The organism is Allobosea sp. OAE752, assembly GCF_050433265.1.
Classification (GTDB): Bacteria; Pseudomonadota; Alphaproteobacteria; order Rhizobiales; family Beijerinckiaceae; genus Allobosea; species Allobosea spartocytisi.
Map to the genome: position 1 here is coordinate 173,951 of NZ_JBNPXO010000002.1, position 13,554 is coordinate 187,504.

At 67.2% G+C, this 13,554-nt stretch carries 15 protein-coding genes; 5 read left to right on the forward strand and 10 right to left on the reverse strand.

The genetic code is table 11. The annotated features are described in order from the left end of the window. The first annotated feature begins 224 nt into the window (after positions 1–224). The 4 genes from GGC47_RS05685 (at position 225) to GGC47_RS05700 (ending at position 3,462) form a co-directional block, all read left to right on the forward strand. A complete protein-coding gene (locus tag GGC47_RS05685) occupies positions 225–1,103 on the forward strand; it encodes an S-methyl-5'-thioadenosine phosphorylase (RefSeq protein ID WP_113252634.1) in 879 nt (292 codons plus the stop codon). A gap of 62 nt (positions 1,104–1,165) precedes the next feature. Beyond that, positions 1,166–1,702 (forward strand): adenine phosphoribosyltransferase, encoded by a 537-nt coding sequence (locus tag GGC47_RS05690; protein WP_038360183.1) that lies wholly within the window; start codon positions 1,166–1,168, stop codon positions 1,700–1,702. 9 nt (positions 1,703–1,711) lie between these two features. Beyond that, a complete protein-coding gene (mtnA, locus tag GGC47_RS05695) occupies positions 1,712–2,821 on the forward strand; it encodes an S-methyl-5-thioribose-1-phosphate isomerase (RefSeq protein WP_142021661.1) in 1,110 nt (369 codons plus the stop codon). Then, positions 2,818–3,462: a class II aldolase/adducin family protein gene (locus GGC47_RS05700; RefSeq protein ID WP_142021662.1), complete on the forward strand. Its 645-nt coding sequence runs from the start codon at positions 2,818–2,820 to the stop codon at positions 3,460–3,462. Before mtnA ends, GGC47_RS05700 begins: the two co-directional genes overlap by 4 nt. 75 nt (positions 3,463–3,537) lie before the next feature. Here the strand turns inward: GGC47_RS05700 and GGC47_RS05705 are convergent, their stop codons facing one another. The 5 genes from GGC47_RS05705 to ychF form a co-directional block, all read right to left on the reverse strand. Then, positions 3,538–4,857 carry an MFS transporter gene (locus GGC47_RS05705; protein WP_112762769.1) on the reverse strand — a complete coding sequence of 440 codons (1,320 nt, stop codon included), beginning with the start codon at positions 4,855–4,857 and terminating at the stop codon, positions 3,538–3,540. 46 nt (positions 4,858–4,903) lie between these two features. Continuing rightward, the gene (locus tag GGC47_RS05710; RefSeq protein ID WP_038359239.1) at positions 4,904–5,599 is read right to left on the reverse strand and encodes an RraA family protein; all 696 of its coding nucleotides are present in this window, start codon (positions 5,597–5,599) and stop codon (positions 4,904–4,906) included. Further along, on the reverse strand, positions 5,596–6,303 hold the full coding sequence (locus GGC47_RS05715; RefSeq protein ID WP_142021663.1) for a FadR/GntR family transcriptional regulator: 708 nt from the start codon (positions 6,301–6,303) through the stop codon (positions 5,596–5,598). The genes GGC47_RS05710 and GGC47_RS05715 overlap by 4 nt, the downstream gene beginning before the upstream one ends. 212 nt (positions 6,304–6,515) lie before the next feature. Continuing rightward, positions 6,516–7,529 (reverse strand): MaoC family dehydratase, encoded by a 1,014-nt coding sequence (locus GGC47_RS05720; RefSeq protein ID WP_142021664.1) that lies wholly within the window; start codon positions 7,527–7,529, stop codon positions 6,516–6,518. 22 nt (positions 7,530–7,551) lie between these two features. Beyond that, positions 7,552–8,649, reverse strand: coding sequence for a redox-regulated ATPase YchF (gene ychF / locus GGC47_RS05725; RefSeq protein WP_142021665.1), 1,098 nt, complete (start codon positions 8,647–8,649; stop codon positions 7,552–7,554). A 207-nt stretch (positions 8,650–8,856) separates the two neighbouring features. Between ychF and GGC47_RS05730 the strand changes: the two genes are divergently transcribed. Next, a complete protein-coding gene (locus tag GGC47_RS05730) occupies positions 8,857–9,456 on the forward strand; it encodes a DUF5666 domain-containing protein (protein ID WP_038359231.1) in 600 nt (199 codons plus the stop codon). A gap of 175 nt (positions 9,457–9,631) precedes the next feature. On the opposite strand, the gene pth is transcribed toward GGC47_RS05730, so the two are convergent. From pth to GGC47_RS05755, 5 genes are all read right to left on the reverse strand, one after another. Further along, the gene (pth, locus tag GGC47_RS05735) at positions 9,632–10,246 is read right to left on the reverse strand and encodes an aminoacyl-tRNA hydrolase (RefSeq protein ID WP_038359229.1); all 615 of its coding nucleotides are present in this window, start codon (positions 10,244–10,246) and stop codon (positions 9,632–9,634) included. A gap of 149 nt (positions 10,247–10,395) precedes the next feature. Next, positions 10,396–11,016, reverse strand: coding sequence for a 50S ribosomal protein L25/general stress protein Ctc (locus tag GGC47_RS05740; RefSeq protein WP_038360177.1), 621 nt, complete (start codon positions 11,014–11,016; stop codon positions 10,396–10,398). 179 nt (positions 11,017–11,195) lie between these two features. Beyond that, positions 11,196–11,759, reverse strand: a complete 564-nt coding sequence (locus GGC47_RS05745) for a VUT family protein (protein ID WP_038359226.1) — start codon at positions 11,757–11,759, stop codon at positions 11,196–11,198. Beyond that, the gene (gene queC, locus GGC47_RS05750; RefSeq protein ID WP_429067284.1) at positions 11,749–12,477 is read right to left on the reverse strand and encodes a 7-cyano-7-deazaguanine synthase QueC; all 729 of its coding nucleotides are present in this window, start codon (positions 12,475–12,477) and stop codon (positions 11,749–11,751) included. Before queC ends, GGC47_RS05745 begins: the two co-directional genes overlap by 11 nt. Positions 12,478–12,484: 7 nt before the next feature. Next, positions 12,485–13,429, reverse strand: a complete 945-nt coding sequence (locus tag GGC47_RS05755) for a ribose-phosphate pyrophosphokinase (RefSeq protein WP_112762763.1) — start codon at positions 13,427–13,429, stop codon at positions 12,485–12,487. Positions 13,430–13,554 lie beyond the last annotated feature (125 nt).

The window sequence follows — 13,554 nt, forward strand, 5'->3', positions numbered from 1 at the left end:
AAAGGCCCCGCCCGGCGGGGCCTTTTTCTTTTGGGACCTCCGTTTCCACCCATCTGGCTGGTCCTGTATTGCGAGCGTCATCGAAAGGTGATCCCTTCCGCGCCCGCACCGGAACGCCGCGCGTCCTATCGGGCGCGGCAACGGCGATCGACCTATTTGTTACCGCATCGGATTCCCCCGAAAAGTGGCTTCCACCTTTCGGCCTATGCTTGAGGGACGTATTCATGAGCGAAGCCGTACTCGGAATCATCGGCGGATCGGGCATCTACGATCTGCCGGGCCTGACCGACATCCGCGAGGAGCGGATCGAGAGCCCCTGGGGCGAACCTTCCGATGCGCTGCGGATCGGCCGGATCGGCTCGACGAAGATCGTCTTCCTGCCGCGGCACGGGCGGGGCCATGCGCTCTCTCCCTCCGACATCAACTACCGCGCCAATATCGACGTGCTGAAGCGGGCGGGCGTGACCGATCTCGTCTCGCTCTCGGCCTGCGGCTCCTACAAGGCCGAGCTCTATCCGGGGCTCTTCGTGCTGGTCGACCAGTTCGTCGACCGTACCAGCCGGCGCGAGAGTTCCTTCTTCGGCAAGGGCTGCGTCGCCCATGTCTCCGTCGCCCATCCGGTGGGGCCGGGTCTGCAGAACCGGCTCGCCGAAGCGGCTGAAGCGGAGGAACTGCCCTTCGTTCGGGGCGGCACGCTGGTGACGATGGAAGGGCCGCAATTCTCGACCTATGCCGAATCGATGACCTATCGTGGGCTCGGCTATGACCTGATCGGCATGACGGCGATGCCCGAGGCCAAGCTCGCGCGCGAGGCCGAGATCACCTACGCCACCGTCGCGATGGTGACGGATTACGATTGCTGGCACGAGCTGCATGGCGCGGTCGACGTCGCCTCCGTCGTCGCGGTGCTGCATGAGAACGCCGACAAGGCGCGTCGCCTCGTCGCTCGCCTGGCCGCGGATTTCCCGGCCGAGCGCGAGCCCTGTCCGGCCGGCTCGCACAACGCTCTCGACAACGCGATCATCACGGCGCCTGCCTTCCGCGATCCGGCCCTGTTGGCCAAGCTCGACGCCGTCGCCGGACGGGTGCTCAAGAGCGCGTGATGGCCGCACCCTTGACGAAGCGGGCCGGGCGTCCGACCAAGGCGCTCGACCACGCGCCCGGGATGCCGCCCATGAATCTCGCCGACACGATCCGTGCCATCCCGGATTATCCGCGGCCCGGCATCATCTTTCGCGACATCACCACGCTGCTCGGCGATGCGCGTGCCTTCCGGCGCGCGGTGGACGAGCTGGTGCAGCCCTTCGCGGGCTTAAAGATCGCCAAGATCGCCGGCATCGAGGCGCGGGGCTTCATCCTCGGCGGCGCGGTGGCGCATCAGCTTTCGGCCGGCTTCATCCCGGTGCGCAAGAAGGGCAAGCTGCCGGGCGAGACGCTGCGCGTGACCTATGCGCTCGAATACGGAACCGATGAGATCGAGGTGCATCGCGACGCGGTGCAGCCGGGCGAGCGCGTCTTGCTCGTCGACGATCTGATCGCGACCGGCGGCACGGCGGAAGGCGCGGTCAATCTCCTGACGAGACTCGGCGCCGAGGTGGTGGCGGCGTGCTTCATCGTCGACCTGCCGGAGCTCGGCGGGGCCGACAAGATCCGCCGGCTCGGCGTGCCGGTCCGGACGCTGGTCTCCTTCAGCGGGCATTGAGCGCAGACAATGAAGATCAATGGCCAGCCTTACCGGACGATCTGGCTCGCACAGGATGGCTGGCGCGTCGTCGTCATCGACCAGACGCGGCTGCCTTTCCGCTTCGAGACGGTGGCGCTCGGTTCGGCCGAGCAGGCCGCCGACGCGATCCGCAACATGGTGGTGCGCGGCGCGCCGCTGATCGGCGCAACGGCCGCCTATGGCGTGGCGCTGGCGATGCGGGCCGACGCGTCCGACACGGCTCTGGACGCGGCGTTGGCCCTCCTTGGCGCCACGCGCCCGACGGCGGTCAATCTGCGCTGGGCGCTCGCGCGCATGCGGTGCGTGCTGACGCCGCTCGCTCCGGCCGCCCGCGTCGAAGCAGCTTATGGCGAGGCGGCTGCGATCTGCGACGAGGATGTCGCGCTCTGCCGCGCCATTGGCGGACACGGCCTGCCGTTGGTCCGCGAGATCGGGGCGCGCAAGCCGGCGGGCCAGCCCGTCAATATCCTGACCCATTGCAATGCCGGCTGGATCGCCACGGTGGACTGGGGCACGGCGCTGGCGCCGATCTATCTGGCCCATGATGCCGGCATCCCGGTCCATGTCTGGGTCGACGAGACGCGCCCGCGCAACCAGGGCGCGGCGCTGACGGCCTATGAGCTCGGCGCCCATGGCGTGCCGCATACCGTGATCACCGACAATGCCGGCGGCCATCTGATGCAGCGGGGGCAGGTCGATCTCGTCATCGTCGGGACGGATCGCACCACGGCCGCCGGCGATGTCGCCAACAAGATCGGCACCTATCTCAAGGCGCTGGCGGCGCATGACAACGGCGTGCCGTTCTATGTCGCGCTGCCCTCGCCGACGATCGACTGGAGCATTCGCGACGGCCTGCGCGATATTCCGATCGAGGAGCGCGCCGGCCGCGAGGTTACGCATCTCGCCGGGCTGGCGGAGGATGGCGAGGTGAGGGCGGTCAGGGTCGTGGCGCCGGGCAGCGCGGTGGCGAACCCGGCCTTCGACGTCACGCCGGCGCGGCTGGTGACGGGGCTGATCACCGAGCGTGGCGTCTGTGCCGCGAGCAGCGAGGGGCTGGCGGGGCTGTTCCCGGATCTGGCGTGTGGAGCGGCGGCATGAACGAGCAGGCGTTGCGGGCAGAGATCGTCGGGGTCGCGCAGGCGATCGACCGGGCTGGATTCTGCCCCTCGAAATCCGGCAATGTCTCGGCGCGCTTCGAGGGCGGTTTGCTGGTCACGCCATCCGGGCTGCCCTATGCGCAGACCAAACCGGAGGATCTGATCCATCTTTCGCTCGACGGCGCGGTGCTTTCGGGCGCGCGCAAGCCATCCTCGGAATGGCCGTTCCATGTCGAGATCTACAAGGCGCGGCCGGATGCGCAGGCGATCGTGCACACCCATTCGCCGCGCGCGACGGCGCTCTCCTGCACGCGGCGCGGCATTCCGGCCTTCCACTACATGATCGCGCTCTGCGGCGGGGCGGATGTGCGTTGCGCCGATTATGCGACCTTCGGCACGCCCGAGCTTGCCACCAATGCGGTGCAGGCGCTGGAGGGTCGCAAGGCTGTGCTGCTCGCCAATCACGGCGTCATCGCGCTCGGCGGCTCGCTCGCCGGCGCGCATCAGATCGTCGCCGAGGTCGAGAACCTCGCCGGGCAGTATCTCGACATCCTCGCCGCGGGGCTCGAGCCGGTCATCCTCGACACCGAGGAGATGGCGCGGGTCTCGGCGAAATTCGCGGGCTACGGCAAGGTCGGCTGAAGGCGCGGCGGCTTTCGCAAAGCCGGAGCATCCGCACGGGCTCGTGCAAGCCGAGCCCGTGCGGGGCGTTGGGGCTCAATCGTGGATCGAGCGATGCTTGATCACCAGGACCGCGATGATCGTCAGGGCGCAGCAGGCCATCAGATAGGCGGCCACCAGGGTCGGCTTGCCGCCCGCAGCTGCGACCAGCGATGCCGCGATCAGCGGCGTGGGGCCCGCGACGAGCACGCCGTTGAGCTCACGCGACATGGCGAGACCGGAAAAGCGATAGCGCGTCGGGAACAGGTTCGCCAGGAACGCGCCCTGCGCGCCCGCCATCGCCCCGAAGCCGATGCCGTAGCCCAGGCCGATGCCCACCGTGGACCAGACCACGCTATGCGTGTCGAACATCCAGAACAGCGGATAGGCCAGGAGGAGCACGAACAGAGCCCCGCCGGCATAAACCTTGGCGCTGCCGATGCGATCGGCCAGCGCCCCCATGATCGGCACGCCAGCGATGCCGAATAGCGAGCCGATGGTGACGGCGACCAGGCCCTCAGTGCGGGACATGCCGACCGTGTTGATCATGTAGCTGAGCGAGAAGGCGCTCAGGATATAGGCGTTGGCGTTGTGGCCGGTGACGCTCAGGAAGCCGAACAGGACCTCGCGCGGGCTGTTGCGGAAGAGCTCGCCGAGCGGCACGCGCTGCTCGTGGCGCTTCGCCTCGGCGCGGGCCATCGCCGCGACATATTCCGGCGTCTCGTCGAGATGCTTGCGGATATAGAACGCGACCAGGAACAGCGCGCCCGAGATCAGGAAGGGAACGCGCCAGGCCCAGCCGAGCAGCACATCCTCGGGCAGATAGGAGATCAGCAGGAAGGAGAGCGTCGCCAGCATGATGCCGACGAGCGTCGCGGCATTGGGCAGCCCGGTGTAGAAGGCGCGCTTGCTGGGCGGCGCGTATTCCGCGACGAGGACGATGGCGCCGGCGAGCTCCGCGCCCGCGCCGAAGCCCTGGATCAGGCGCATGAGCACGAGCAGGATCGGTGCTGCAAGGCCGATGCTTTCATAGGTCGGCAGCAGGCCCATCAGCACGGTCGCCAGACCCATCAGGGTGATGGTCAGGATCAGGGCCGGCTTGCGGCCGAACGTGTCGCCAATATGCGAGATGACGATGCCGCCGACGGGGCGCGCGAAATAGCCGACCGCGAAGGTCGCGAAGGCGGCCAGCACACCGGTCGTCGGCGAGAGGTTGGGAAAGAACAGCTTGTTGATGATCACGCCCGAGGCAGCGCCGTAGAGCGCGTAATCGTACCATTCGATCACCGTGCCGACCGTCGCGGCGGTCACGGCCTTGCCGAGATTCGCCCGGCCGGCCTCGGTCGCCGCCGGCGTGGAAGCGTCTGTCGTCGTCATATCTGTGGGCGTTCCTCTTTTGATTCTGTCCGTTCGCGGCGCCCGCTCACATGATTCCGGTCTTGGCGAAGATCGCGGTCGTCGTCTCGCCCGCCAGGATCATGTCCCGGACATCGTTCTCGCCGCGCACCTTGTCGAAAGCAGCCGCCAGAACGTCCTTTTCGTGCCTGGCCGGGACGATGACGACGCCATCGATATCGGCCACGACGAGGTCTCCGTTCTCGACGCGACAGCCATTGCCGAAGCGCAGAGGGCAGCGATAGTCGATGACGCGGCCGCGCACACGCTGGTCCTGCGCATAGCTGCCCGCCGAAAAGATCGGGAAGCCCAGACCCAGGATCTCGCGGGTATCGCGGTGGTAACCGTCCAGCACGGCGCCGACCGCGCCGAGCTTGGCGGCACGCGTGCTCATCAGGCCGCCCCAGAGCGCATAGGTCGGCGAGGAGCCAGTGCAGATATAGATCTCGCCGGGCTTGAGGTCGTCGAGAGCCTCGAACATCAGGCCGAAGGGCTCGGCGCCACCGCGCACGGCGGTGTCGCCGGCGCAATCGGCCTCCTGAACCGTCATGGCCCTGCCGGCGATGACGGTTCCGGGCACCAGAGCCCTGATTTCGGGCGGAAGGAACTGGCTCGTCAGCCCCATCGCGTCCATCACGTCGCCGAGAACGGCGGTGTACAGCTTGGCCTTGATCTCGGCGAACAGGGCTTCCTCCGGCGAGGCGATAGCGGGATTGGCAGTCATGATGGTCCTCGGTTCTGGGTGAGCGCGCGCTCGAAGCGGCCTATGGCGGAGGCGAAATGCGCGGCCATGCCGGCGCGGGCGCGTCCGGGATCGCCGGCGATGACGCCGGCAGCCGTTTCAAGATGGACTTCGACGATCACGCCCCATTCCTCGGCATTGCGGGCGAGGCTGAGGCCGCTGCGGGTCGACCGGCTGGCGACCTCGCTGATCCCGGCGAGCAATGAAGCGAGCAGATGGTTGTCGCTCGCCTCGGCCAGGGTCTTGTGGAACTGGATATCGAGGCGCCAGAAGGTCTCGACGTCGCCGCGCGCTGCTCCGAGCGCCGCTGCCAGCCTTTCCAACTCGGCAGCCTGCTCGGGGCTACGGTTCAGCGCGGCAAGCTCGGCCGCGACCTCCTCGAGCCCGCGCCGCACATTCATGACGTCCAGCATCCTGACCTGGCCGATCGCGAGGCCATGATTCATCAAATTGGCGAACGGCGCCTGCGCCAGGGCCGACACGGTCGGGCTGCGCCCGCTCGACACGGTGATGAGGCCGCGTCCGGCCAGCGCATTCGTCGCCTCGCGAACGGCTGGCCGGCTCACTTCGAACTGGCGTGCAAGCTCCGACTCGCTCGGCAGGGCGTCGCCGGGGCCGAGCCCTTCCTCAAGGATCAGCCGGACGATGTAGTCGGCGACCTGATCTGAAATGCGTAGCTGTTTCACGCGATCGCGCCCGGAGTTTCAGGGCGTGAGTTCTCGTTTGAGCTTGCTTGTCTGTCAAGCTGTATGACAGGTTTGGCGCGACTTTAATGTGAATGGCGCTCGGCGGCGCTGAGAAGGTCGAGGCTGAGAAGTCGGCTGCTGCAAAATTGCCGATTGGGGCGATGCGGGGGAATCTGCCCGCGCGCTTCGGACCCGCGACCGAGACGATGCGCTTACGCCGGCTTCCGCTCGACGAACACGCAGCCGTCGAAGCTGAAGACCTCTTCGCCGCGCTGGTTGACGCCGGTGTTGCGGTGGAAGAACAGGCCCCATTGCGGGCGCGAGGCGCTTTCGCGCTTGTCGGCGACTTCGGAAAAATAGGTGATGCGGTCGCCGGCGAGGACCGGCTTCGACCAGCGCAGGTTCCTGAAGCCGGGCGAGGGACCGAGACGCGCCGGGCGGCCGGTCGTCATGGCGAGCTGGCGCTTGCGATGCGAGACCATGGTCGCCATCCAGACCGCAGCCGTATGCCAGCCCGAGGCCGCGAGCTGGCCGAAGAGGCTGGTGCGCGCCGCCCCCTCGTCCATATGGAAGGGCTGTGGATCGAAGCTGCGGGCGAAGGCGACGATCTCGTCGGGCGTGAAGACGAAGCTGCCGAGCTCGTAGCGCCGGCCGATCTCCAGCTCCTCGAAGAAGCGCGTCGGTTCGGGGGCTTCGGCCGGTGCGATCAGCGGGCTTTCCGAGGCAGGGCGTTCGTAATGCGGCGCATGGGCAAGCCAGTCGCCGCTGGGCTGGGCTGCGACATCGGAACCCCTGCGGCCGAACATGATCCAGTTGGTCTGTTCGAGGACGGGCTCGTCGCGCTGGTTGAGCAGTTCGAAGCGGAAGCGCACCAAACCCATCTCGGGACGGGAGCGCGAGGCCTTGGTTTCGAGCACGGTGCGCCGGGCGCTCAAGACATCGCCGGGGAAGACGGGCCTGAGCCATTTCACCTCGTCGATGCCCGGTGCGCCCATCGCGGTCGAGCCGAGCAGGAAGTCCTCCGCGATCAGCCGCATCAGCAGCGCGCAGCTATGCCAGCCCGAGCCGATCAGCCGGCCGACGAAGCTCGCCTTGGCCGCTTCCGGGTCGGTGTGGAAATCCTGCGCGTCGTAGCGCGAGGCGAAGGCGATGATGTCGTCCTGCGAGACGGCGATGCCGCGCGTATGGACGCTTTCGCCGACGACGAAATCCTCGAACTGCAGCATCGGCCGGCCCCCTGCTCGCGCCTCAGTTCGCGAAGCGGAAATGCAGCACGTCGCCGTCGGCGACGACGTATTCCTTGCCTTCGAGCCGGAACTTGCCGGCCTCGCGCGCGCCTGCCTCGCCCTTGTTGGCGATGTAGTCGTCATAGGCGATGGTCTCGGCGCGGATATAGCCCTTCTCGAAATCGGTATGGATCACGCCGGCGGCCTGCGGCCCTTTGGTGCCTTGCTCGATCGTCCAGGCGCGGGCTTCCTTCGGGCCCACGGTGAAATAGGTCACGAGGTTGAGCAGCTTGTAGCCGGCGCGGATCACACGGTTGAGGCCGGGCTCGTCGAGGCCGACCGCTTCGAGATAATCGGTCTGTTCCTCCGGCGGCAGCACCGCGATCTCGCTCTCGATCTTGGCGGAGACGACGACGGCGACGGCGCCTTCTTCGGCCGCGCGCGCCTTCACCAGTTCGGAGAAATGATTGCCCTTGTCGGCGCTCGCCTCCTCGACATTGCAGACATAGAGCACGGGCTTGGAAGAGAGCAGGCCGAGAAGCTCGAAGGTGCGACGCTCGTCGGCTGCGACCTGGACGAGGCGGGCCGGCTTGCCGTCCCGCAGCAGCGCGAGGCAGCGATTCATCAGATCGGCCAGTTCCTTGGCCTCCTTGTCGCCGGACTTCGCCTTTTTCTCGAGCGGCTGGACGCGCTTCTCCAGGCTTTCGAGATCGGCCAGCATCAGCTCGGTCTCGATCGTCTCGATGTCGTCGACCGGCGAGATCTTGCCCTCGACATGGGTGATGTCGCCGTCCTCGAAGCAGCGCACGACATGGGCGATGGCGTCGCATTCGCGGATGTTCGCAAGGAACTGGTTGCCGAGACCCTCGCCGCGCGAGGCGCCGCGCACGAGGCCGGCGATGTCGACGAAGGTGAGCCGCGTCGGGATGATCTCCTTGGAGCCGGCGATGCCCGCGAGCTTCTCGAGCCGCTCGTCCGGCACCGCGACGTCGCCGACATTCGGCTCGATGGTGCAGAACGGGTAGTTCGCGGCCTGCGCTGCCGCCGTCTGCGTCAGCGCGTTGAAGAGGGTCGACTTGCCGACATTCGGCAGGCCGACGATTCCGCATTTGAAGCCCATGATCGCCTATCCGATGCGCTGCTGCGGCCGAAAAGGCGGGCGCGCGCGATGTTGCAGAAATGATGGCGCCTTATTGGGGGGAGAGCGCCGTAAACACAAGGGGCAGGGCCGAATGGCGGGGCAGCGGCCTCACGGGAACGTGCATGGCGGCCGGCCGACGGCGCGTGCTGGATCGCTCAGCCGAGACATCTCGATAGGATCGCTCCCATGCTTCGCCTGCCATCCGTTGCCACCATCGCGTTGCTGGCCACCTCCGCAGTACTTGCCCAGACGCCCGGTACGCGGCTGCGCGGCGAGGTCGAGGCCATGAGCGGTTCGGTGCTGACGCTCAAGACCTCCGATGGCCGGGAGGCGAAGGTTGCGCTGGCCCCGGGCTTCTCCGCCGGCGGCGTGGTGCCCGCCAAGGCCTCCGACATCGCCAAGGGCGCCTTCATCGGCGTCGGTGCCAAGCCGCAGCCGGATGGGACATTGCTGGCGGTGCAGGTGATGATCTTCCCCGAGGCGATGCGCGGGACCGGTGAGGGGCATCGGCCATGGGGCGTGCTGCCGGACGCGACCATGACCAATGCGACCGTGGCCGATACGGTCTCGCGGGTCGATGGGGCCAATCTCGTGCTGAGCTATCCCGGTGGCGAGCAGAAGGTGACGATCACGCCGGACGCTGCCATCCTGATGGCCGCGCCGGCCGATGCGGCGGAGCTCAAGCCCGGCGCGCAGGTCGCGATGACGGCAAGCCGCCAGGCCGATGGCAGCTACAGCACGAGCCGGATCACCATCGCCAAGTCGGGCGCCAAGCTGCCTTACTGAAAGAGATTATCTTTTCGGCAGGAGCCCCGTCATTCCGGACAAGCGGCGAACCCGCGCTGATCCGGAACCCATCGGAGGGTTCGGCGCTCTACGATGGATTCCGGGTCTGCGCTTCGTTTGCCCGGAATGACGAAGTCATTTCCGGACTAACGACGGCGTTCTTCGGATCCGGACGTCAGCCCTCGCTCTTCTCGCCCAGCCGTTTCACGGCGGCGTGGCCGCGCGCATCCATGAAGAGATGCACCTTGTTCTGGAAGCCGGCATCGTCATGGGCGGCGAGGAGAGGGGCGAAGTCGGCGCAGGCGGTGCAGAGATCCTCGACCCAGGGCTGCTCGGCCTTGCCGAAATCGTTCAGCACATAGCCGTGGACCAGCTCCTTCAGGCCGGGATGGCCGATGCCCATCCGCACGCGGCGATAATCGTTGCCGATGGCCGCGGTGGTCGAGCGCAGGCCGTTATGGCCGGCATTGCCGCCTCCCAGTTTGATCCGCAGCTTCGCGGGGGCGAGGTCGAGCTCATCATGGAAGACGACGACATCGGCGGGCGCGATCTTGAAGAAGCGGGCGGCCTCGCCGATCGCGCGGCCGGATTCGTTCATATAGGTCTGCGGCTTGAGCAGGATCACCTTCTCGGTGCCGATCGTCGCCTCGCAGGCCTCGGCCTGGAAGCGCGAGCGCCAGGGGGAGGCGCGATGCAGGCGGGCGATCTCGTCCACGGCCATGAAGCCGATATTGTGCCGGTTGCGGGCATAGCGCGCGCCGGGATTGCCGAGGCCGGCGAAGATCAGCATGGCGGGACTCCGGCAGGCCTATCGATTCAGCATGGGGCTCGGCCGAAAAGCGCAAAGCACTTTCGGTCCGATGTCATAGCAAAACGGCCGGGGGAGCCCGGCCGTCTCGTGATCGTTCCAGGTGAACGGCGCCGGGCGGCGCCGTTTCATCAGGCCTTGGCTTCGGGAGCGGCTTCCGCGGCTTCGGCAGCGACGGGCTCTGCCTCGACGGTCGGCGCAGAGATCGTGACGATCGTGGCGTCAGCGCCAACGGTGAGCTTGGCGCCCGCCGGAAGCTTGATCGCGTCGGCGTGGATGGAGTCGCCGACGTTCAGGCCGGCCACCGACACGTCGATGGACTCCGGAATGCTGTCGGGCTCGACGGTGACTTCGAGGGCGTGCTCGACGATCTGGACCAGGCCGCCGCTCTTGACGCCGGGGCTCTGCTCCTGACCGACGACGTGAACCGGAACCTGGACCGTGACGGTCTGGCCCTTGGCGACGCGCAGGAAGTCGACATGGATCGGGAAATCCTTGACCGGGTCGAGCTGGTAATCGCGCGGAATGACGCGCTGCTTCTTACCGGCGACTTCGATCTCGAAGATCGTGGTCAGGAAGTGGCCGCCGAAAATCAGCTGGCGGGTCTTGTTGGCGTCGAGCGCGATGGCTTCGGGAGCGGCGCCCCCACCATAGATCACGGCAGGCGTCTGGCCCTGGCGGCGAACAGCACGGGCGGCCCCCTTGCCGACCTGTGCGCGCGCCGAAGCCTCGATTTGCTTCACGGCGGTCATGTTGGATGTCCTTGACTTGTAAAATGACAAGGCCGCCTCGTGGCGGCCATCGGATTGCGCGCCCAGAGCCTCCAAGGGTGTCAGCCGGGCGCGTGGCTGCTCATAGGCGAAAACCATCGCGATCTCAAGTCCGTTCAGGCCGCGGTCCCGAAACCGGGGCGGCCTGAATGACGGAGAGGTCAGGCGGCGACCAGGCCCAGGCGTTCGTCGCGACGGCGCAGGAGCTGCATCAGGGGCAGGGCGATCACGATCATCCAGGCCTTGCCGATCACCTGGCCGGCGAGGAAGTCGAGGCTGCCGAAAGCCAGATGCAGGAAGATGACGCTGTCGACGACCAGCCCGACGAAACCGGAAGCGACGACCGCGGTGACGAAGCGCCGGCGCTGCAGCGGCGTATAGACGGCGAAATCGGCGAGCTCCGACAGGGTGAAGGCCGCGACGGAGGCGATCACGATCGCCGATGGCGCCAGCAGCGCCGAAATCAGCGTGCCGATCGCGATGGCGGCAAGGCCTGCGGCCGGGCCCAGGCGCCGCTGAACGATGTCGCGCAGCACCAGTGCGAGCCCGATCATCAGCACGCCGCTCGGGGCGCTGATGCCGGGCCAGACCGGGACGAGGCAAGGGCCCTGCGGCACGCAGACCGTGCCGACATTGCCGATCATCCAGTTCGCCGCCGGGATGGTGAGGCCGAACAGGACGAGCGCGATGACGCCCTCTGTCAGCCGCTGACGATCACGTGTCATAAGATGGTCCGCTGTTGCCGGGTGCGGCCAAATAGGCCGCAAAGCCTTTCGCACGCAAGTCGCAGGCCGGGCAATGCCCGCAGCCATAGCCCCAGCCATGCCGCGTCGCCCGGTCGCCAAGATAGCAGCTATGGGTCTCTTCGAGAACGAGGTCGAGCAGGGCCTGGCCGCCGATCTCGCGGGCGAGAGCGAAGGTCTGGGCCTTGTCGCGCCACATCAGCGGCGTGTGCAGGACGAGCCGCCGGTCAAGGCCCAGGCCGAGCGCGACCTGCATCGCCTTGATGGTGTCGTCGCGGCAGTCGGGGTAGCCGGAATAGTCGGTCTCACAGACGCCGAGCACGATGTGGCGCAGGTTGCGCCGGTAGGCGAGCGCCGCCGCGAAGGTGAGGAAGATCAGGTTCCGGCCGGGAACGAAGGTGGTCGGCAGGCCCGTCTCGGCGAAGACGATCTTGGTCTCGCGGGTCAGCGCCGTCTCGGAGATGGCGCCCAGCGCCGCGAGATCGACGACATGGTCCGGCCCGAGCCGCTCGGCATAGGTGGCGGCGAGGGCGGGCAGCTTCGCCCGGATCGCCTGACGGCATTCCATCTCGACGCGATGACGCTGGCCGTAATCGAAGCCGATCGTCTCGACCGCGTCGAAGCGGTCGAGTGCCCAGGCCAGCGCGGTGGTCGAATCCTGACCGCCGGAGAACAGCACCAGGGCGCGCGACTCTCCCAAGGCGGGCTCAGTCGAACAGGCTGGAGACGCTGGTCTCGCTCGCCGTGCGCTCGATCGCCTCGCCCATCAGCGCGGCGATGGAGATGACGCGGATGTTGCGGGCAACCTTGACCGCCTCGGTCGGCATGATCGAGTCGGTGATGACCAGCTCCTTGAGCTTGGAGCTGGCGATACGCGCCACCGCTCCGCCCGAGAGCACGCCATGGGTGATGTAGGCGAAGACTTCCTTGGCGCCCTGATCGAGCAGGGCCTCGGCGGCGTTCACCAGCGTGCCGCCGGAATCGACGATGTCGTCGATCAGGATGCAGGAACGGCCCTCGACGGAGCCGATGATGTTCATCACCTCCGACTCGCCCGGCCGGTCACGGCGCTTGTCGACGATGGCGAGCGGCGCGTCGATGCGCTTGGCCAGCGCACGCGCACGCACCACGCCGCCGACGTCCGGCGAGACGACCATGGCGTTCTTCCATTCCAGCCGGTCCTTGATGTCGCGCGCCATCAGGGGCGCGCCGAACAGGTTGTCGGTGGGGATGTCGAAGAAGCCCTGGATCTGGCCGGCATGGAGGTCGAGCGTCAGCACGCGGTCGACGCCGGCATGGGCGATCAGGTTGGCGACGAGCTTGGCCGAGATCGGCGTGCGGCCGGAGGCGCGCCGGTCCTGCCTTGCATAGCCGAAATAGGGGATCACTGCCGTGATGCGCTTGGCCGAGGAGCGGCGCAGCGCGTCGGTGACGATCAGCAGCTCCATCAGGTGGTCGTTGGTGGGGAAAGAGGTGGACTGGATGATGAAGACATCCTGCCCACGCACATTCTCCTGAATCTCGACGAAGACCTCCATATCGGCGAAGCGCCGGACGGACGCCTTGGCGAGCGGAATGCTGAGATGGTTGCAGATGGCTTCGGCGAGCGGCCGATTGGAATTGCCGGCGACGACTTTGAAATGAGAGGCCATGCCGTGGCGTACCGTTGGAAGAGGCGGGGCGCGAGCCAGCAGGGCGGGCTCAGTTGGAAGCGCTCTTAACAGCGCCGCCGCATGGAGTCGACCGCTGCGCTGCAATATCCGCGTGCAAAACATAT